This window comes from Chryseobacterium sp. GW821-FHT04C04, assembly GCF_059420365.1.
The window spans coordinates 154,406-173,555 of record NZ_JBWKTO010000001.1; the positions used below are offsets into that span (position 1 = coordinate 154,406).

20 protein-coding genes and 1 tRNA gene are annotated in these 19,150 nt (G+C 35.7%); 2 read left to right on the top strand and 19 right to left on the bottom strand.

The genetic code is table 11. The features are described 5' to 3' along the window. Position 1: 1 nt before the first annotated feature. The 13 genes from hisB to AC07UM_RS00810 all read right to left on the bottom strand — a co-directional run bounded on the left by hisB (position 2) and on the right by AC07UM_RS00810 (position 12,469). Positions 2-1,096 carry a bifunctional histidinol-phosphatase/imidazoleglycerol-phosphate dehydratase HisB gene (gene hisB, locus AC07UM_RS00750; protein ID WP_494682922.1) on the bottom strand — a complete coding sequence of 365 codons (1,095 nt, stop codon included), beginning with the start codon at positions 1,094-1,096 and terminating at the stop codon, positions 2-4. 172 nt (positions 1,097-1,268) lie between these two features. After that, entirely contained in the window at positions 1,269-2,294 is a 1,026-nt protein-coding gene (gene hisC, locus AC07UM_RS00755; RefSeq protein ID WP_494682921.1) for a histidinol-phosphate transaminase, read from the bottom strand. Positions 2,295-2,567: 273 nt separating this feature from the next. Further along, a complete protein-coding gene (gene hisD, locus AC07UM_RS00760) occupies positions 2,568-3,842 on the bottom strand; it encodes a histidinol dehydrogenase (RefSeq protein ID WP_494682920.1) in 1,275 nt (424 codons plus the stop codon). Positions 3,843-4,153: 311 nt separating this feature from the next. Next, on the bottom strand, positions 4,154-5,011 hold the full coding sequence (hisG, locus tag AC07UM_RS00765) for an ATP phosphoribosyltransferase (protein WP_494682919.1): 858 nt from the start codon (positions 5,009-5,011) through the stop codon (positions 4,154-4,156). A gap of 248 nt (positions 5,012-5,259) precedes the next feature. Continuing rightward, positions 5,260-6,357 (bottom strand): glycosyltransferase family 4 protein, encoded by a 1,098-nt coding sequence (locus AC07UM_RS00770; protein ID WP_494682918.1) that lies wholly within the window; start codon positions 6,355-6,357, stop codon positions 5,260-5,262. After that, the gene (locus AC07UM_RS00775; RefSeq protein ID WP_494682917.1) at positions 6,354-7,130 is read right to left on the bottom strand and encodes a polysaccharide deacetylase family protein; all 777 of its coding nucleotides are present in this window, start codon (positions 7,128-7,130) and stop codon (positions 6,354-6,356) included. Before AC07UM_RS00775 ends, AC07UM_RS00770 begins: the two co-directional genes overlap by 4 nt. A 1-nt stretch (position 7,131) precedes the next feature. Next, positions 7,132-8,061 carry a glycosyltransferase family 2 protein gene (locus AC07UM_RS00780; RefSeq protein WP_494682916.1) on the bottom strand — a complete coding sequence of 310 codons (930 nt, stop codon included), beginning with the start codon at positions 8,059-8,061 and terminating at the stop codon, positions 7,132-7,134. Positions 8,062-8,066: 5 nt separating this feature from the next. Next, complete coding sequence (locus AC07UM_RS00785) at positions 8,067-9,236, bottom strand: glycosyltransferase family 87 protein (RefSeq protein WP_494682915.1); 1,170 nt, start codon at positions 9,234-9,236, stop codon at positions 8,067-8,069. A 29-nt stretch (positions 9,237-9,265) separates the two neighbouring features. Then, positions 9,266-10,078 carry a 2,3,4,5-tetrahydropyridine-2,6-dicarboxylate N-succinyltransferase gene (locus AC07UM_RS00790; RefSeq protein WP_077417676.1) on the bottom strand — a complete coding sequence of 271 codons (813 nt, stop codon included), beginning with the start codon at positions 10,076-10,078 and terminating at the stop codon, positions 9,266-9,268. Positions 10,079-10,161: 83 nt separating this feature from the next. Continuing rightward, complete coding sequence (locus tag AC07UM_RS00795) at positions 10,162-10,773, bottom strand: methyltransferase family protein (RefSeq protein ID WP_494682914.1); 612 nt, start codon at positions 10,771-10,773, stop codon at positions 10,162-10,164. Between the two features lie 299 nt (positions 10,774-11,072). Then, on the bottom strand, positions 11,073-11,444 hold the full coding sequence (locus AC07UM_RS00800; RefSeq protein WP_494682913.1) for a DUF2255 family protein: 372 nt from the start codon (positions 11,442-11,444) through the stop codon (positions 11,073-11,075). Positions 11,445-11,552: 108 nt separating this feature from the next. Beyond that, positions 11,553-11,882, bottom strand: coding sequence for a LytR/AlgR family response regulator transcription factor (locus AC07UM_RS00805; RefSeq protein ID WP_494682912.1), 330 nt, complete (start codon positions 11,880-11,882; stop codon positions 11,553-11,555). A gap of 14 nt (positions 11,883-11,896) precedes the next feature. After that, complete coding sequence (locus AC07UM_RS00810) at positions 11,897-12,469, bottom strand: C40 family peptidase (RefSeq protein ID WP_494682911.1); 573 nt, start codon at positions 12,467-12,469, stop codon at positions 11,897-11,899. Between the two features lie 153 nt (positions 12,470-12,622). Here AC07UM_RS00810 and AC07UM_RS00815 point away from each other — a divergent pair, with 153 nt between their 5' ends. Further along, positions 12,623-13,261: a hypothetical protein gene (locus AC07UM_RS00815; RefSeq protein WP_494682910.1), complete on the top strand. Its 639-nt coding sequence runs from the start codon at positions 12,623-12,625 to the stop codon at positions 13,259-13,261. A gap of 36 nt (positions 13,262-13,297) precedes the next feature. On the opposite strand, the gene AC07UM_RS00820 is transcribed toward AC07UM_RS00815, so the two are convergent. Beyond that, on the bottom strand, positions 13,298-13,666 hold the full coding sequence (locus tag AC07UM_RS00820; RefSeq protein ID WP_109739013.1) for a hypothetical protein: 369 nt from the start codon (positions 13,664-13,666) through the stop codon (positions 13,298-13,300). Positions 13,667-14,049: 383 nt separating this feature from the next. Here AC07UM_RS00820 and AC07UM_RS00825 point away from each other — a divergent pair, with 383 nt between their 5' ends. After that, positions 14,050-14,736, top strand: coding sequence for a hypothetical protein (locus AC07UM_RS00825; protein WP_494682909.1), 687 nt, complete (start codon positions 14,050-14,052; stop codon positions 14,734-14,736). A gap of 92 nt (positions 14,737-14,828) precedes the next feature. Here AC07UM_RS00825 and AC07UM_RS00830 read toward each other — a convergent pair whose 3' ends face one another. The 5 genes from AC07UM_RS00830 to AC07UM_RS00850 all read right to left on the bottom strand — a co-directional run bounded on the left by AC07UM_RS00830 (position 14,829) and on the right by AC07UM_RS00850 (position 19,137). Continuing rightward, a complete protein-coding gene (locus AC07UM_RS00830; protein ID WP_494682908.1) occupies positions 14,829-15,008 on the bottom strand; it encodes a bacteriocin-like protein in 180 nt (59 codons plus the stop codon). Between the two features lie 67 nt (positions 15,009-15,075). Next, the gene (arr, locus tag AC07UM_RS00835; protein WP_494683065.1) at positions 15,076-15,489 is read right to left on the bottom strand and encodes an NAD(+)--rifampin ADP-ribosyltransferase; all 414 of its coding nucleotides are present in this window, start codon (positions 15,487-15,489) and stop codon (positions 15,076-15,078) included. 575 nt (positions 15,490-16,064) lie between these two features. Next, entirely contained in the window at positions 16,065-17,645 is a 1,581-nt protein-coding gene (locus AC07UM_RS00840; protein WP_494682907.1) for an autotransporter outer membrane beta-barrel domain-containing protein, read from the bottom strand. Between the two features lie 499 nt (positions 17,646-18,144). Further along, a tRNA-Ala gene (locus tag AC07UM_RS00845) sits at positions 18,145-18,218 on the bottom strand. Between the two features lie 268 nt (positions 18,219-18,486). Next, entirely contained in the window at positions 18,487-19,137 is a 651-nt protein-coding gene (locus tag AC07UM_RS00850) for a hypothetical protein (RefSeq protein ID WP_494682906.1), read from the bottom strand. Between the last annotated feature and the right edge of the window lie 13 nt (positions 19,138-19,150).

The window sequence follows — 19,150 nt, forward strand, 5'->3', positions numbered from 1 at the left end:
TTTATAAACTTCCTTTTGTAGAAGGCAGGCTGTAATTGGTATCCGATTGATTTACCGCCATTTTAACGGCTTTTGCAAAGGCTTTAAAGATAGATTCAATTTTGTGGTGCTCATTATCTCCTTCTGCTTTAATGTTCAGATTCGATTTCGAGGAATCCGTAAAAGATTTAAAGAAGTGAAAGAACATTTCCGTAGGTACATCTCCAATTTTTTCTCTTTTAAACGTTGCATCCCAAACCAGCCAGGGTCTTCCGCCGAAATCAATAGCCACCTGAGAGAGACAGTCGTCCATCGGAAGCAGAAAACCATATCTTTCGATCCCTTTTTTCTTTCCTAAAGCTTTCACAATGGCTTCTCCCAGCACAATTCCCGTATCTTCTATCGTGTGGTGCTCATCTACAGCCAGATCTCCGTTCACTTTAATGGTAAGATCCATATTTCCGTGTCTGGCGATCTGATCCAGCATGTGGTCGAAAAAGTGAAGTCCGGTTGAGATATCTGACCTTCCATTTCCATCAATATTGACTTCAATTTCTATATCGGTCTCATTGGTCTTTCGGGACACTTTTGCTTTTCTCATTCCTGATTTTAAGAACTGGTAAATGTCTGCCCATTTTGTGGTAGAAAGCTCAGCTTCATTGTTAAAGTTTTGGTTAAAATAAATAGCCTTAGATTTAAGGTTTTTAGCAAGTTGAACATCAGTACTTCGATCACCAATTACATATGAATTTTCCAGATCATAATTGCCATAGATGTATTTTCCAAGCATTCCGATTCCTGGTTTCCGGGTAGGAAGATTTTCGGATTCAAAGCTTTTATCAATTAAAATATCACTAAAAATGATCCCTTCATTTTCAAATGCCTGCACCATTTTTTCATGGGGTTTAATGAAATTTTCTTCAGGAAAACTTTCTGTTCCGAGACCATCCTGATTGGTTACCATCACCAGTTCGTAATCCAGCTCATTGGCTATTTTTGAAAGGTTTTGAAAAACACCCGGATAAAACTCAAGCTTTTCCAGAGAATCTACCTGAAAATCTGTAGGTGGTTCAATAATCAGCGTTCCGTCGCGGTCTATAAAGAGTACTTTTTTCATATGTTTTTTATATTTTTTTTTAACCATTAAGTTTTTTAAGATTAAGAATGATTAAGAGCATAGCTAAAGCTATTTTATTCAGCTCTCTTATTTATTTCATCTTTGATGAACCTTAACTTTTCTTATCATCTTTCTTTTCCTTAATGGTTTATATTGTAGCAAGTAATTTTATTTATATTCCTTTTAAAAGACTAATCAGCTTTTCATTTTCACTACGATTTCCCACATTGATTCTGATACATCCGGGAATAGCAGGATCTCTTCGGCTGGTTAAAATCTCTTCTTCCAACATTTTTCCATATACTTCATCCACATTTTTCATTCTGATCAGAAAGAAGTTGGCATCTGTGGAAAATACTTTTGCAATGCATTCAATTTCATTAAACTGTTCCTGCAGCCATGTTCTCTCTTCCAGAATATTACTTACATTATCCTGAAGTCTGTTTTCATCATCCAATGTCTTTAAAATCAGTTCCTGGCTCAATACGTTCACGTTATAAGGTGCCTTTACCGTATTGATAAGACTGATAATTTCTTCCGATGCGTAAGCCATACCTACTCTTGCTCCGGCGATTCCCCATGCTTTAGAAAAGGTTTGCAGTACAATTAAATTAGAGTATTGATCTAAAAGCTCCAGACTCGATTTTTTCCCGGAAAACTCAATATACGCTTCATCTACCACTACAATTCCGTTGAAATTCTGAAGATAAAATTCAATATCATCTACACTGTTTCCTGTAGGGTTATTGGGTGAGCATAAAAAGAAAATCTTAAGAAAGGGATCTTGTGAAACCTGTAAAAAGTTATTTTTGATCATCTCGAAGTTTTCATCCAGATCCAGCTTCAACACTTTATTCTCATTGATTGTCGCATAAAAGCCATACATCGCGAAGGAAGGATTCATCATCAGAATGGCATCTTTTTTAGGCTCACAAAATATTTTGATGATAAGGTCTATCAGCTCGTCGCTTCCGTTTCCTATGGCAATCTGTGAAGGTAAAAGGTTTTTAAGCCCCGCAAGCCTGCTTTTAAGCTTTTTCTGGGTAGAATCCGGGTAGCGGTTGCACTCTCCAAAAGGACTTTCATTGGCATCCAGCATAACGGGAGCATTGAATTCATTGTGGTCCCTGAAACTGATGTAAGGCTGTAATTGTAATATATTGTCTCTTACTAAAGTTTTGATACTGTTATTTTTCATTGTATTGCTTTTCGTTTTAAAAATTAATTATCAAATAATTATTTAATATAAAATCGTTTTTAAACCATTAAGATGAATTGAGTTATTAAGAATAGTGAAGGAAATATCTTCAGATATTTATTAAGCAGTAAACTAAATTCAAATGTATTTGAATCTTAATTCTACTTAAAAGCTTCGCTTCCTTAATGGTTTGAATTCTTTTTTGGATAAACGCAAAGGCGCAAAGTTTTTTCATCGAATGTTTTTAGGCGTCTTTGCGTTTTCCAAGCCTCATTATTTTAATCTTATTGACACAGCATTTTTGTGGGCAAACAAACCTTCTGCTTCTGCCATGAGTTCTATTGTTTTTCCTAAATTCTGAAGCCCTTCTTTTGAAAGATGCTGGAACGTTATTTTCTTCACAAAACTATCCAGTGAGACTCCGCTATAGTTCTTCGCATATGCGTTGGTAGGAAGTGTGTGATTGGTTCCGCTGGCGTAATCTCCAGCACTCTCACAGGAGTAATTTCCAAGAAAAACAGAGCCTGCATTTTGAACCCCCGGAATGTATTTTTCAAAATCATTGATCGCCAAAATAAGGTGTTCCGGAGCATAAAGATTACTGAATTCAAGAGCCTCTTCCAGTGAGTTTACTAAAATAAAAGAACTATTTCCCAAAGCCTGACCTGCAAATTCATTTCTGGGTAAGTCTCTGACTTGCTGCCCAACAGCTTCTATTGTCTCTTCAAACACTTTAAGGTCTGTCGTAATAAAAGCAACCTGACTGTCGCTGCCATGTTCTGCCTGGGAAAGAAGATCTGCGGCACAAAATTCAGGAACAGCCTGCTCATCGGCTATAACAAGAACTTCACTCGGACCAGCCGGCATATCGATAGCGACTCCGTAACGTTGTGCATATTCCTTAGCAGCTACGACAAATTGATTTCCCGGACCGAAAATTTTATAAACTGCAGGAATGCTTTCCGTTCCCAAAGTCATTGCAGCCACAGCTTGCGCTCCTCCTGTCTTAAATATTTTTGAAACTCCGCAAAGTTTTGCGGCATACAGGATCGCAGGATTGATATTTCCGTTTTTATCTGGTGGTGTACACAGCACAATCTCTTTACATCCTGCCAGATTTGCAGGAACAGCAAGCATAAGCACTGTAGAAAATAAAGGAGCCGTTCCTCCGGGAATATAAATTCCAACTCTTTCTACAGCCCTGTTTTCGCGCCAGCAAACCACCCCTTTCGTTGTTTCAATTTTCTGAACTTCTTGCTTTTGAGAAGTGTGAAACTTTGAAATATTTTCTTTCGCTTGTTGAATGGCTTGTTTTAATTCATTCTTAATCTGTTTTTCTGCCTCCTGAATTTCAGCATCAGAAACCTTTATGTTCTCCGTTTCTGCTTTATCAAACTTTTTATTGAATTCTATTAAAGCTTTATCGCCATTTTTTTCAACTTCTGAGAATATTTCTGTAATCAGGCCTGAAATTTCTTTCTGTTCCAAAACAGGACGCTTTACCAAATCATTCCAGGTGTTTTTTGTGGGATATCTGTATATTTTCATTGTATTATTTTTAAACCTTTTTAAACCATTAAGATTCTTTAAGTTGTTATATTGTTTATATTCTTTTTGATAAACGCAAAGGCGCAAAGTCTCTTTGAATACTATGCTTTTTTAAGGCGCAAGGATTTTATCTTCGATAAAATTGAATAATGTATACTTAAATACACACAGAATCATATTTATATCTTGCTGAAAATCTAAGATTTTCTTGCACTTTAAAGAAGAAAGGAAAAAACTTTGCGCCTTTGCGTTTTCCAACATTAATTATTCTTAATCTCTTCATAACCTTAATGGTTAATTATTATCAATTTTTAAATAACCATTTTATCAATGGGAATGATTAGGATATCCTGCGCACCATTGTCTTTCAGTTCGTCGATCACTTCCCAGAAACGCTCTTCATCAATCACGGAATGAATGCTGCTCCAGCCTTCTTCTGCCAGTGGAATAACAGTAGGACTTTTCAATACCGGAAGAACTTCAGCTACTTTCTGGATTTTTTCGTTGGGAACATTCATCAGAATATATTTTGAATTTTTTGCTTTTAAAACAGCTTTGATCCTAAATACCAATTTTTCCAGAATGGCTTCTTTTTCAGGGGACAATTGTGGTGTTTGAGCTAAAACAGCCTCCGATTTCAATAGAGTGACCGTTTCTCTTAATCCGTTTTTGAATAAGGTGCTTCCGGAGCTGACAATATCACATATCCCATCTGCAAGACCAATATTAGGAGCAATTTCTACAGAACCTGAAATCACGTGAATGTCTGAAACAATTTCTTTTTTTTCTAAAAAATTTTTGAGGGTATTGGGATAAGAAGTGGCAATTTTTTTTCCTTGAAAGTAAGACAGTTCATCGGTTTCTACTTCTTTGGGAACGGCCAATGAAACACGGCATTTTGAAAAACCAAGTTTCTGGATTGTTCTGATATTTCTGCCTTTCTCAACCAGAAGATTTTCGCCTAGAATAGCAACATCTACCACTCCGTCTTCCAGGTATTGCGGGATGTCTGAATTCCGAAGGTACATGATTTCCATCGGAAAGTTATCTACTGAAACTTTGAGCTGGTCTTTTCCGTTGTTGACGAAGATTCCACAGTCTTTGAGAAGCTGTAGGGATTCTTCATAAAGCCGGCCGCTTTTTTGGATTGCAATTTTTAATTTACTCATTTTGCCTTTTTGGGTCTGAGTAAATAAAAACTGATCTATTGAAATTTCTGAGGAGAATTCAGGAAACAAAAAAAACCGTCTATTTACTCAGACGGTTTTTAATTATTTTTGATTTTAGCATACACATATATCAATCAATTCCGCCTAACAGAGATGATGATAATAATGATGTAATGCTAAAAAAATTGGTTTCATTGTATTGAATTGTGATGCAAATGTAGGATTTATTTTTAAAATACAAAGTTTTTTCAGATCAATTTTTGATAAAAATTCATCAGCTCTTTTGCAATGGGTTCGTCATTAAACTTCTGAACAAACTCAAAACCCTTTTCCTCACGGCGTTTTCTCTCGGATTCATTTTCCCAGAGAAATTGTATTTTGGCACGGATATCAAGATCGTTATCGGGATTGACATAAACAGAGTCTTTTCCTCCTGCTTCCGGAAGACAGCTTGTATTGCTTGTCACCACAACAGTTTTAGAGAAAAGTGCCTCAATAACAGGGATTCCGAAGCCTTCAAAGAAACTAGGATACACAAAAATATCTGCCAGTTTATAGAGACAAGCTAGCTCATCCATGGAAACACCCTCCAGGAACAACACTTGTTTTTCCATCTTGTTCTTTTTCAGAAAATTTTCTATTTTCTGATAATACTTTGCCTTCCTTCCCACCACTACGAGAGGAATTCCGGTACCGTTGATTGCTTTTACAACATTTAGAAGATTTTTACGCGCTTCAATAGTTCCTACGTTGAGAATAAACCTTTCGGGAAGCTTATATTTGTCTTTTGAAGCCTGCATCAGTTCTGCTGACTGCTGTTCTTTAAAAGCCTGGTGACAACCTTGGTAAATAACGTCAATCTTAGTCTCAGGAACCTTTAAATACTGAATAATATCTCTTTTGGTCTGTTCTGAAATAGCAATGATTTTATCTGCCATGTCAGCCGCTTTTTTAAATTTCCAGAAATGGATTCTCCTGTCAAAAAAGGAATAATACTGCGGATATCTAACAAAGATCAGATCATGAATGGTAACCACTTTTTTAATAGGTTTTGAATCCCATTTTAAAGGAAGTTCACCGGATAAACCATGGAAAATCTCCGCACCTTGCTTCTGGGCATCTTTACCCATTTTCAGCTGACGGGAAAAGTTTCCTTTTGAGGTTTCAATGAACTGAACATTCGGGCGCTTCAGGATATCTTTCCCCCGCTCCGATTTGTTTTTGTTGAGCAACAGATATTCATTATCCGGTTCATATTCGGAAAGTATTCTTACAAGGTCTCTTGAGTAATTTCCAAGACCCGAAGTATTGTGAAAAAACCGTTTTGCATCAAAAGCAATCTTCATCGTTGTATCTGTTTTTGAAATTCCTGAAATGTACCGAATCTATGCCCTTTTTCTTTCAGCCAGCCTACAAATGAATCAAATCTTTCTACCATCTCTTTCCCGGAATTTTTTACAGTAAACCCAGGAAGCTTAAATGCTTTGTCCTTAATTTCTGCAAATTCCCAGGGATGGAAATAAATATTGAGATAATTGTCTTTTTTCAACGTATCTGAAGCCAGTTTTTTGTAAAAAGACAACGGAAAATTATGAAAGCTTAACCAAAACAAAGGAATTCTAAAGTTAGGCGAAACCGAGGCCGGAACCTGAGTAACATTTCCTTCTTTGAAATAAGTTCTTGAAACTTTTAAGTTGTTATATCTTCCTGGTAAAAACGTTGGATTGATTGATGAATTGTATGAATACCCTGCCCTTTCCACTTCTTTTTCATCTACAGGCATCATTCTCGGCATCCTTAATCCGGTTACTTTTGTGGAAAATAATTCTTCCAGTTTTTCTCTTGATTCCTTCAGGTGTTTATCTTCAAATTCTGAATGAAACCACGTGTGAGAAGCCAGTTCATGACCTTCATTTAATAACCTTTCGATAAGGTGTCTGCTGTTTTCTGCAAAAACTACTGTAGAAAAGAAAGTAGCTTTAGCATTATGTTTTTTAAGGATATTAAGTATTCTCTCTAATCCTGTTTGTGAAATTGAAATCTGCTTTTCAAAGGGAATTTCACCCTTATATTCTAATGGCATATCAAATTCTTCAATGTCAAAACTCAATAAAACCATTCTAAAAATTTTTGTTTTTAATAATATAATTAGGTCTGTCTTTTACCTGTTTGAATATTTTGCCTAAATAAATTCCCATGATCCCTAAGATAATAAGCTGAAGTCCACCGAAGAAAACAATGGTCATAATCAATGATGCCCAACCTGAAATCTCCGTTTTGGCGATAAATGAATGAATCACATACGTTCCATACCCGATCACAGAAAGTGCCGAGAACAAAAAGCCCAGATATGCTGCCAGATAAAGAGGTTTCACACTGAAAGCTGTGATCCCGGTAAAGGCAAAAGTAAACATCTTTTTAAGGTTGTAACTGCTTTTTCCTGAGAGTCTTTCTGCAGCAGTAAAGTCAATCCCTGCTTGTTTAAAACCCATCCAACTCGTTAATCCTCTAAGGAACAGATCGTCTTCATTAAAATTTCTCATGACTTCAACAGCTCTTGCATCCAACAGTCTGAAATCTGAACCGCCACCCTTCGTTAAATTAACATCTGACAGGCTTGATAAAAGCTTGTAAAATAAGTCTGATGTTTTTCTTTTAAAAAAAGAAATCTCCTTGGGATAAGTTCTATAGGTAAAAACTACGTCATAGCCTTCTTCCCATTTCTGAATCATTTCAGGGATAAGCTCCGGCGGATGCTGAAGATCTCCATCCATAGAAATGACTGCATTTCCAAGCGCATTGTCCATTCCTGCTTTCACTGCAGGCTGGTGTCCAAAATTGCGGGAAAATTCGATGAATTTCACTTCATCATATTGATGGGAAAGTTCTTCTAATTTCTGTTGCGTACTGTCTCTACTTCCATCATTGACAAATATGATTTCAAAGTCATAGCTGCTTAAGCCATCAAAAACTTCTTTAATTTTCTGATGGATCATCGCAACATTTCCTTCTTCGTTATAGGCGGGAATTACAATTGAAATTTTCTTCATATGTATTAATTCAGGCTGTAATTTTTCTCAAAATCTTTAGTCAAAAGCTCATAAGTCACTCTCAACCAGATCACAATACAAGGTACGGCTTTTAATGAATATTTGATGATATAGTTTTCTTTTACAAATTTCGGAAATAGATCCGACGTTGAAAAACAAGTGAAAATAATGACAAAAACAAGCAATCCTATAATCAACGGTGTTCTTTCTTTCTGAAGGAAAAACCATATCAGTACTCCTACAACAGCAATAATATACGTTGGAGATTCTGAACTGGAGCTGAACAATACCAAAAACAGTAATGTAGAGGCCAGGATCATCAATTGGAATGCATAGTGCTTGTATTGCTTAACTCTGATATAAGGTAAAGCAAAAAGCGGTAATCCACCTGCCAAAAACACGAGGTTGGAAATAGATGCATCTCCTAAAACTCTTCTTACAAAGCCCATCAGCGAGATGTCCTGCATGTTTCCTAATACCTGATTTTCACTGTTCTTTTCTACAATAGACTGAAACCAGTCCGAGTAACACTGAATCACAAATTGTGGGCTTGAATAGGCCATGGGCAGTACGAAAAACAGGACAGCAATGACAACTCCTGAAAGAATAAATTTGGTTTTATTTTTAATAAAGAAAAACTGTGTCAATCCTACAATTCCGTAGATTTTCACAAATATTCCGATTAAAATTGCGGCTACAGATTTCACTTCTTTTCTTTCGTAAATGTATACTGCAGATAAGAGTAAAAGTCCTGTCAGTGCTACATTGAACTGCAAACTTAAAGCTGCAGTAATGTATTCCTGAAGACAAAGGAGTCCAAAAATCGCTTTTTTACTATCTGAAAATGGAAGTTTATATACCCCGTAGATAAAGATAAAAGTATTGGCAATATTCCAAAGTGAGATTCCCAGCCAGTCCGGCATCATAGCGAACGGGGCAATCAATACACTGAAAAATATACCATAATGATTTAGATCAAAATACAGGTCAGGATAATGGATAAATAAATTTTTCTGATGAATGGTATTAAAGAATACGTTTTTAAAAATCAGATAATTATTGATCGCATAATCTCCTCTCAGGTATTTGGAAATTGCTGTAACAACCGATATAATAAGATAAACCCCAAATATATATTTAGGGTTTAAAAGTATTTTAAGAAATTTTTCTTTCAAGATTGTAGTATTAGCTTAGAATATTAATCTTAAACAGCTACATTATTTTCTCTCAATGCATCATTCAGAGATGTTTTCTTATCTGTAGATTCCTTTCTCTGACCGATGATCAATGCACATGGAACCTGATATTCTCCGGCAGGATACTGTTTTGTATAGCTTCCAGGGATTACTACAGAACGTGCAGGAACTCTTCCTTTAATTTCAATAGGCGTATCTCCTGTAACATCGATAATTTTTGTAGAAGCTGTCAATACTACGTTTGCACCCAATACTGCTTCTTTTTCTACGTGAACTCCTTCTACAACGATACATCTTGAACCGATAAAGCAATCATCTTCAATGATTACCGGAGCAGCCTGTAATGGCTCCAATACTCCACCGATCCCTACACCCCCACTCAGGTGAACATTTTTACCGATCTGTGCACAGCTTCCCACTGTTGCCCAAGTATCAACCATCGTTCCTGAATCTACATAAGCACCAATGTTTACGTAAGATGGCATTAAAATAACTCCAGGAGCAATGTAAGCTCCTTCTCTCGCCACTGCATGTGGTACAACTCTCACCCCTTTTTCAGCATAGTTTCTCTTCAAAGGCATTTTATCATGAAATTCGAACGGACCTACTTCAATAGTTTCCATTTTCTGAATCGGGAAATACATTACTACAGCTTTTTTCACCCATTCATTTACCTGCCATCCGTTTTCTGTAGGTTCTGCAGTACGAAGTTCACCTTTATCAACTAAAGAAATAACCTCTCTGATCGCCTTTTGGCTGTCTTCATTCTGCAATAATTCTCTGTTGTCCCAGATATTTTCAATAGTTTGTTGTAACGACATGTTTCTTATTTAAATTAGTTTGAAAAATTATACTGCCCAAAGATACAAAAAAGTTCAGCAAAACAGTTTTTAACATGCTGCTTTTAATAAAGGTTCAACATACGCTTTACCCTCTTTTTATAGGCCTGGTAGATTTCTCCGTGCTGTTTCAGCAAATACTCTTCTTCAAGCCGTATCTGAATTTGCATCAAAATACTCCCAATCAATAGGAAAGCAAAAACAATGACGTTTGGAACAACAAAGAAAAAACCAATCAGGCTTATGGTTATTCCTAAAAATATAGGGTTTCTTGAAAAACGGAATAGTCCATGAGTGATCAGCTCCGTTTTTATTTCGCGGTCAATCCCGATGCGCCACGATTCTTTCATTTGCAGCTGAGCAATACATACCCAAATAAAAGCGAAAATCATTACCACGAAGCCTGTGTATTTAAAAATATCCTCCTCCATACAATTGATTTTAAAAGCAGGGAAAATATCTTCAGGAAAAAATAAAAGGAGCATCACATATGCCAGCAGCGCCAGCAAAATCAGTTTAAAGTATAATCCTACCAATGCATAGGCGGATCCGTCTCTTGGGAGAACGTTAGGGTTTTTACCAATCTGTTGTGCTACTTTATAACTTATTCCTAAAAAGGAAACAATAAGGAAAAGAATAAAGTATAAGGGAATAAAGAATCTGATGAAATCGGTCATAGTACAATTGTTTTTGACAAATTTCATCAGATTTATGATGCAATACTATTGCAATGAAAAGCAGTCTATTTTAATTGCAGAAAGGTTTCAATTGGAAACCTAAGAATTCCCATCCTTTGGAGGGGTGGCGAAAATTCAAAGAATTTTTGGCAGGGTGGTTAAAGAATATAACAAAGTAAGTTTTGGCTGAAGCCAATTTGAACGTTTGTTTTCTCATTAAACAGGCTAAAGCCCGTTCCTATTGAATATTTCATACCGTTCTTACGCAGATTGAGGAGATTATACAGATTTAAATTTATTTAATCCAAAATAATGAACTCCATTGTTTTTGCAGCATGTTTTTCCTGAACAATTCCTTGTGAATATTGGATGTTATGACCCGTATTGTATTTATTCAAATAGGCCTGATTAATTTCTTCGGTAAGGTCATTGATATCTTCGGGAATGACTGCTTTTATAGGATAAATGGTTTCGCCACACAAGATCTCTCCTGCTGAATCTTTTAAAAAGGTATTATACCAGCTTTTCTCGGCAAGCCCCCACGATCTTGCAAATACTCTATTTTGAACAACAACCATCCAGATTTCAAGAAAATCCGGTCTTTGCAGGCCTGCTTTTATTCCGATAATATTGTTGTTTTTAATGTAATCTAGTGCGCTGTTTTTATTCATTATCTTAATTTTTGGTAAAACTAGGACAAGAAAACAGAAAGGAAAAATTTTTTATGTACAGGGTCAGAAATATGATTTGGATGAATGTTTTCCTGATGTTGATTCGATTTAAAGCATCATTTTACTGAGAGTGGAATGAAGACATTCTTTGTAGCTTTTGGCAACTGTAATTTTTAAGTCACCACACATCAGCCGATTGTCTTCAAAAGACGTAATATTCGTTAAATTGACAATATATGAATTGTGAACGCGCATGAATTCATCCGGCAGCGTTTCAATCAGATCTTTAAGTGTTTTGTAATACATAAATCTTTTATGATCAATGGTATGAATTTCCACATAATTGCCAAGCCCCTTGATGACATTGATATCTTTGAAGAAAAGCTTGATCAGTTTTTTATCCGATTTAATAAAAGCAAATGTCCGGTTCTCTATCATTTTAAAAGATATTTTTACAGAACTCTTTGGGCATGAAGGTATGCTTTATTCCAGTATTTTTCGTTCAGGGATGAGATCATGACGCCTTTTGAAGTAGAAGCATGAATGAATCTGACCTCTCCATCCGAACCAATATCATGAACAATGCCTACATGGGATACCCTGCTTCCTCCAGCGGTAGCAAAAAATAACAAATCTCCAGGCTTTACGTCTTTGATATCAATATTCTTTCCGGCTTCAGCCTGGTCAGAAGATCTTCTGGGAAGGTTAAAATCGTTTTCTTCAAATACTTTTACGGTAAACCCGGAACAGTCAAATCCCGATGATGTATTTCCTCCGAATTTGTAAGGAGTGCCAATGTATTTCTCGGCATCTTTAAGAATATCATTAATAGACCTGGAGACATTACCATTAAATTTTGAATCCAGTTTTCTGAGGTTCTCAGATTTCGCGACTGTTTTGGTCCCTGATTTCTTATTGCTGGAAGCACTTTTCGATGATCCGCAGGAAACCACGAAAGCAGATGTAATCAGCAAAAAAGACAACTGCTTTATTTTTATTCTTTGTGTAAATAATCCCAATCCCATACTCCTCTGATTTATACTTATTTAACTAATTCTTTACAAATATACATTTTATATTTTAATTACGGTATAACTATACTACAACTATATTATAAATATATGTTAAAAATTTGATTTCCATTATTTATTGGTATATTTGATCTCTATTTTGAAGATATGGCAACATATGAAAGTGTAATCAAGATCACAGGGGCGTTAGGCGACCTGGTATTTTATAAGCTGAATGGCAAAAACGTGGTTCGGAAGAAAAGCGGGTTCAATAAAACGGCTTTTAAAAAAAATGCGTCGTATGAGAAAGTCCGCCAAAACAGTTCGGAATTCGGGCATTGTTCAAAAATTGGAAAGACTATAAGAAACAGTCTTACAGACTATATAAAAGAAGCAGGAGATCCCCTCCTCTACCAGAAGTTTGCCAAGCTGATGACCACGATCAAAGATTTAGATGTAGTTTCCGAAAGAGGAAAACGAACTGTTGAAAATGGATTAAAAACTGAAGAAGGAAGAAAACTTCTGAGAGGATTCCAGCTGGGTACCATTCAGAATGTTTCGGATTGTATCAGCATTCAAAATAATATCCTATATAAGGATGATCATTGCAATGTAAATACAGCAATTGTTTTAACAATAAAATTGGATTCTGAAAACTATAGTACTGAATGTACTGAAGAAGTATTGGGTTTTGATAAGCAACAGAAATGCTCTTTTAAAAAAGATTTTTCAGATGATGATCTTCTCCTCTATTTTACAGCATTAAAGAATGAGAATAATACAATTACCCATATGGGGTTTGTTTAAATAAAAAAGTCTGCAGAATCTGCAGACTTTCTTGTTTTATTTCTTTTCTCCCTTCCAGGTTCCTGCTCTTGCAGGGGTAGGAATTGAGTTGGACCAGTTTCCGTTACCTTTTTTATCCGTAGTTAAAGTTCCTTTGAAATCTCCTTGTGAAGGAAGTCCTACTCTTGCGTTAAGATCTCCTGTTTCACTTAAATTTCCGGAAATATTATAGTTTTCATTATTAACATCGGAATGCATGGTACCTACCACTTTACCACTCTTGTCTACCACAATGTTCCATACTCCTTTATCATTTCCTTCATAAGAACCAGACCATGTTCCTACATAATCATAAATGGTATCATCATTGGAGCTGCAACCGATAAATAAAAACGCCGTTAATAAAAGTAAAAAAAGTTTCTTCATAGTTTCAGTAGTTTTATAACCTAAAGTCCTGTTATTCTCTATAGAGTTTCTCTTAAAAGTTCCTTTACAGAGAATAGTGTTTAATATTTATTATTTTTTTGTTCCGTGCAAATCTACTAATTTTTTCTTCAAATTATCTGAATTTTAATTAGTGTCCAATATGTTTATTAAAAAACAACATATTTTGGCTAAAATACAAATATTTTTCAAACAAATACAAGGTGTTTAAATTTTGAGTTATTTTAAAAATAAACTCAAAAACCAATATTATTATATTCAATATTTGTTTACAATTACTTTATATTAGATTTCAGGGGTTTTTCTTCTTATTTTGAAGATATTTCTTACCTTAGTGAAAAATTTAACCTTTTTCAAAAAATAACATGAAAACAAAAACATTCTTTTTGGCAGCAATTGCTTTATGTGGTACTTTAACAGCGCAGGTAGGGATTAATACAAGCACTCCATCTCACACGTTGGATATCAATGGTCTGGTAAGAGTAAGAGGACTTTCAAATGCTGAAAAAAAAATTGTTGCAGCTGATGATCAGGGAGTTTTGACTCTGATTTCCCCGGAAGAAATTTTTGCTCCAAAAGCTCTACTCAACACCTCTATGTCATCTACTGAACAAAGATTAACCTTATATGAAGGAAAATGCTTCCAACCTACAGATAATGCTTCTTCCTGTACGGTTTCTTTAAACCATTATACTTCCTGCGCAGGATTTACCAATCCAGTAGACACTCAGGTTGTGGTAGGCCAGGGAATTAATACATTTAACGGGCAGTTCCTGGGAACATGGACAGCTCGATATGTAGATAACAAAGGATTCTCGAACGCAACTGCTGTTGCCAATCAAACCGCTCCTGACTATCCAAGAATTTCTTATACAGCAGCCACTAATACAGTAAACTATTTAGGGAGTGGTAATTTCGGCGGGCAATGTAATACTGACATTGTAACAACAATCAATCAAACGACCGGAGATATAAAAATAGAGTCTGTAAAGCGAAACATGTATGCACATCTTGTGTATCTTATCAACATCGCCCGCTCCAGATCTTTATAATACTTGATATTTTATTTCAAAAAAGAGAAGCCACAATGAAATATTGTGGCTGTTTTTATTAAAAGGAAACTCACTTTTCAGAGGGCTTTGTATTATACTGGTTTTGTTACAGGTACACACCCGCAAGCGCAATCCCAAATATCCTGATCAGGAAAACAAGCTCCTTCTGCCTGACACATATAGATGTATCCTATTCTGCAATGAGGAATTGGACCTGCACCTCCTGAAATGTCTTTTAAATTGTCTCTCGTTAGTTTTCTGAAATTTTTCATGGTTTAAAATCTATGAAAGGATGTAACCGCCACTTTATGAGTATAATCAAATAGTGTCATTTAAATATTAATTAATGATTTCTCCTTTATTATTATCTAATTTTTCACGAAATTTTTGAAGATCTTCAGGAGCCGGCTTACTCCAATCCGTAATTTCCCCAATGATTTTCAGAGGCATTTCGGAGCGATAAGAACGAGTGGGATTTCCGGGAAACTTCTTATCTGTAACATTGGGATCATTTTCAAAATCTCCTGTTGGCTCCACCATATATACCCGCTCTGCTCCATCACCTTTTGCCAGTGCAGCAGCCAGTCCTGCTCCATTGGTCAATGCTGTGAAATAAACATGCTTCATTTTTAATTCCGATTTATAGTTCGAGTTTCCGCCAGCCGTAAGCAGATCTCCAATAGGCAGATCGGCTTTTGTTCCGTGGTAGAAAGGACCTTTATCAGACGGGTTATTTTTAAGTAACAATGCCAGTTCAGCATTCTTTTTTGATGTTTCTGTATCTCCTAACTCCTCGTAACATTTGGAAATATTCTGGTAAAGAGAAGGCAGAGCACTTTTAACCGTATCATCATTTATTTTTAAAGCAAATTCTAAAGAGGTTTCAAGCCATTTTAACCGATCAACAATCGTTTTCTGATGATGCGCTGCGTAATGAGCAGCCAGAAATTTTTCATGGTCATTTGAAGACTCTTCCCAGGCTTGCAAAAATAATCTGTTGGCTTCTTCAGGCATTCCTTTGTCTTCAAAGCTCATCCCTTGCAGGCAAAGCTTGATCACAGGATTAAAAGGAGAAAATTCCATGTTCTATTTTTCTCCAAATCTAGGCTATTCTTTTGAAATTCCGAGAAGTTTAAGAAAGATGTCAATACTGAAAATAAAAAGAGCTGTAATACAATGTATTACAGCTCTTTTGTGGAGAATACGGGATTCGAACCCGTGACCTTTTGACTGCCAGTTAATTTATATGAATAATAAATCCTTGCAGTAAAGTATTATGTGTTTTTAGAATCGCTGAACCTTATTATTCTGATAAAAAGGCGGCTATATTAGTTTTGGAATTTTACAAAATCCAGATAAAAAGAAGGGTTTCCAGCGTTAAATGAGGCTGGTACTACTCCATTTGTTTTACCCGCTAAAACAGTATAAGTTCCAGGTGTTGGGAAATATAATACCCGGTTCTGATCTCTTGGAAACATGAATGCAGCAGTGTTTGATCCACAGTAGCTTCTCCAGACATCACCAATACCATTAATATAGAAAAAGTAATCATTACAGTCAGAATTAATGGCCATTCCACATCGGAAAAAATACCAGCCCTTTGCCGGAATAGTGACCTGAACTCCCGTATTTAATCCGGCAGCCCCGGTTCCCCCCGTATAAGGATTTATCAGTGTTCCGGTATATGGTGTCCAGTTATTGGCAAATGCTGTCGTAACAGTGGATGACCATGTTGCTAAACCGTTGGCATCACTCGTCAGTACATAACCCAACTGCTGAGTACCGTCTTTAATCTGAATAGCTCCATTGGTAGTCCCGTTATCAATAACAACTTTTGCATTAGATGCACCTAACGGTACTGTATTGGTCCCCATCAGGACTTTCCCGGCACCATTAATACTTAAATTGTTTCCCGCCATTGCAATATCAGTAGCTTGTGAAAGAGTTCCTCCCAATTTTACCTCTGTACCTGATAAAGTAAGCGCATTACTTGCGGTAATATTGTTATTAATAATCGTTGTTCCGCCATTTCCGTTACCTCCTGCAAGTTCTGTTATGGTCATAAATCCTATTTGAGGATTCAGCTGAGCTGTTCCTGCTCCTCCCAATCTTACTTTTACAGAAGTATCAACCGCAGGCCTGTAAATAGCATAAGCCTCTGGCTGTCCGCCGATTGAGGTTGCAGGATAATTATTGATTGCATCAACAACACCGGTGGTACCGGAAGGAAGCACAGAATTATTCGAAGCATCAACCCATTCATAGACAAAGAAACCTCCAGCCAGTGAAAACTCTGTAGCATGCAGTTGACAACGGAGCACATATGTTTTCCCGGCTTTCAAATTAAAAACACCGGCATTATAAGTAATATTATTAGATGCAATTACAGACCCGAATGTAATATCTGATCCGGTAGATACTGATTGAATAGCATTAGGCTTTACAATAATATAATCTCCTGTAGAAGAAGTTCCTTTTGAAAGTATTTCCCAAGTCGAAGCAGCTCCAGTAAGCCCGGTATTAATTAATTCTACACTTTGATTTGCTGGCACAAGAACGCTGGAATTTCCATTAATGGTTTCCGGAGCTGCAGAATTTACTGTAATACTAAAGTTTGTATTATTTTTAATCCTATAGATGCGTCCTTTATAATTTCCTATCCCACTGATTGCAGAAGGAAGATTAAAAACAGCATCGGAACTCCCATTATAAGAGACATGGAAGTCTGATGAGGTCAAATTATAAGAATTTGTATTGACAGCATTATAATTTGCTGCTAATGATCCGGAGATATCCATAGTGGAACCTGGATTTACAGTATTAATACCAACATTTCCTGCCTGGGAAAAGACAATAGCAGGACTTAAAGCTAACACTGCAAAAAATAATTTTGTGTAAATTTTAACCATTAATTATTCTTTTATATATCTTAATTGATATTGTTATTACGGGAACAAAGATATTTTAAGATTTATGCAGGTTTTTATAAATGTTGTGGAAATACATTTATCAGCTTGTGGAAAAATATCCACAAATATAAATTCAAAAATTGCTTTCTCAATCTAATGAACTCCTACTAAAAATACGGATTGATTTGTTTTTTGAACTCTTAAAAAAATAAGACATTCCATAACTTTGTTCTAACATAATACAACGTTTAAAGATTAATAAAAGTCGAATTAAAAGTATTTGAAAACAAGTCGATAAGCTTATTTAGACATTGATAATCAAACCATTGAATTTTATTTATAAGAAAAAATAAAATGGCCGTGATTTTGCCACAAACTTTATGAGTTTATTTAAAGATTTTACAAGTTGAGAAATAAAAAAAATCCTGCAAAATTTTTATTTTTTGCAGGATTTATAAACCTTTTTGTGCATTTTGAAGATTGTATCAGTTGCACCAAGTGGAGAATACGGGATTCGAACCCGTGACCTTTTGACTGCCAGTCAAACGCGCTAGCCAACTGCGCCAATCCCCCGTTTTTTAAAGCGGTACAAAAGTAAGTATTTAAATGATATGTACAACTATTTTGTAATTTTTATTCAACTATATTAAATAAAAATATGCTTATTGCCGCTAAAAGCCTCCTTTTCTCATTCAATAACTTCTCAATCAATCCTATTTTTGGCTGAAATTATATTAAAACTGCACAACTTCATTAAGTAGATAAAAGCAATAATAACAGATTTCTGGATACCTAAATAAAAAAGCCCCATAATTGGGGCTTTGAATTTTAGCAGAACTATTTATAATACTTTCACAGTCATTTTAATAAACCTCACACTTGGAATACAAAGTAGACCGTCAGTGTAAAGGTGAACCGCTACTATTTGTTTACCCTGGGAAGTTAATTGGTCTATCTTAGCCTTAAAACCATGATAAACTGTATTGGCTGCATCATTGGTCATAGGAACGCCATTGCTTCCAAACATATCTCCATAGATTTGCGCATTATCTCCGTCCTGACCTATAGTATAATCTTGAATATAGCTATAATTTGCACTTGAACTATTGAAAGCATTCATTGCATTGTATCCAATATAAATCTCAGTGAGGCTGGTAAAGGGCCCTCCATACCCCCAAATATTTTTGGCAACAAACTCTGAAAGCCTGATTTGATTTCTCCCAAACATTGGTGCTAAATCAGCATAAAGCACTTCATAAGAACTTACATAAGGATAATTAGGATTTACGTTAATGGGATTTTGGAAATTTGATGAGCCATTACATTTTAATGTGATGTTTTCACCTACAAAAAGGTTTGCTCCAGCTGATTTACCCTTTTGTAAAGTAATTTGTTTTGAGTTTGTTTCTGTATTTACCGAAGTTTCCAATTCTTCACTGGTTGTACAAGAAAACAATAATACACTACTTGCGATAAGTAATAGTTTTTTCATAGTTATTAAGTTT

What these genes read in the sequence shown, in the direction of transcription:
- hisB (WP_494682922.1), bottom strand. Translation starts at nt 1,096, where the DNA reads ATGAAAAAAGTACTCTTTATAGACCGCGACGGAACGCTGATTATTGAA.
- hisC (WP_494682921.1), bottom strand. Translation starts at nt 2,294, where the DNA reads ATGAAAAATAACAGTATCAAAACTTTAGTAAGAGACAATATATTACAA.
- hisD (WP_494682920.1), bottom strand. Translation starts at nt 3,842, where the DNA reads ATGAAAATATACAGATATCCCACAAAAAACACCTGGAATGATTTGGTA.
- hisG (WP_494682919.1), bottom strand. Translation starts at nt 5,011, where the DNA reads ATGAGTAAATTAAAAATTGCAATCCAAAAAAGCGGCCGGCTTTATGAA.
- AC07UM_RS00770 (WP_494682918.1), bottom strand. Translation starts at nt 6,357, where the DNA reads ATGAAGATTGCTTTTGATGCAAAACGGTTTTTTCACAATACTTCGGGT.
- AC07UM_RS00775 (WP_494682917.1), bottom strand. Translation starts at nt 7,130, where the DNA reads ATGGTTTTATTGAGTTTTGACATTGAAGAATTTGATATGCCATTAGAA.
- AC07UM_RS00780 (WP_494682916.1), bottom strand. Translation starts at nt 8,061, where the DNA reads ATGAAGAAAATTTCAATTGTAATTCCCGCCTATAACGAAGAAGGAAAT.
- AC07UM_RS00790 (WP_077417676.1), bottom strand. Translation starts at nt 10,078, where the DNA reads ATGTCGTTACAACAAACTATTGAAAATATCTGGGACAACAGAGAATTA.
- AC07UM_RS00795 (WP_494682914.1), bottom strand. Translation starts at nt 10,773, where the DNA reads ATGACCGATTTCATCAGATTCTTTATTCCCTTATACTTTATTCTTTTC.
- AC07UM_RS00800 (WP_494682913.1), bottom strand. Translation starts at nt 11,444, where the DNA reads ATGAATAAAAACAGCGCACTAGATTACATTAAAAACAACAATATTATC.
- AC07UM_RS00805 (WP_494682912.1), bottom strand. Translation starts at nt 11,882, where the DNA reads ATGATAGAGAACCGGACATTTGCTTTTATTAAATCGGATAAAAAACTG.
- AC07UM_RS00810 (WP_494682911.1), bottom strand. Translation starts at nt 12,469, where the DNA reads ATGGGATTGGGATTATTTACACAAAGAATAAAAATAAAGCAGTTGTCT.
- AC07UM_RS00815 (WP_494682910.1), top strand. Translation starts at nt 12,623, where the DNA reads ATGGCAACATATGAAAGTGTAATCAAGATCACAGGGGCGTTAGGCGAC.
- AC07UM_RS00820 (WP_109739013.1), bottom strand. Translation starts at nt 13,666, where the DNA reads ATGAAGAAACTTTTTTTACTTTTATTAACGGCGTTTTTATTTATCGGT.
- AC07UM_RS00825 (WP_494682909.1), top strand. Translation starts at nt 14,050, where the DNA reads ATGAAAACAAAAACATTCTTTTTGGCAGCAATTGCTTTATGTGGTACT.
- AC07UM_RS00830 (WP_494682908.1), bottom strand. Translation starts at nt 15,008, where the DNA reads ATGAAAAATTTCAGAAAACTAACGAGAGACAATTTAAAAGACATTTCA.
- AC07UM_RS00840 (WP_494682907.1), bottom strand. Translation starts at nt 17,645, where the DNA reads ATGGTTAAAATTTACACAAAATTATTTTTTGCAGTGTTAGCTTTAAGT.
- AC07UM_RS00850 (WP_494682906.1), bottom strand. Translation starts at nt 19,137, where the DNA reads ATGAAAAAACTATTACTTATCGCAAGTAGTGTATTATTGTTTTCTTGT.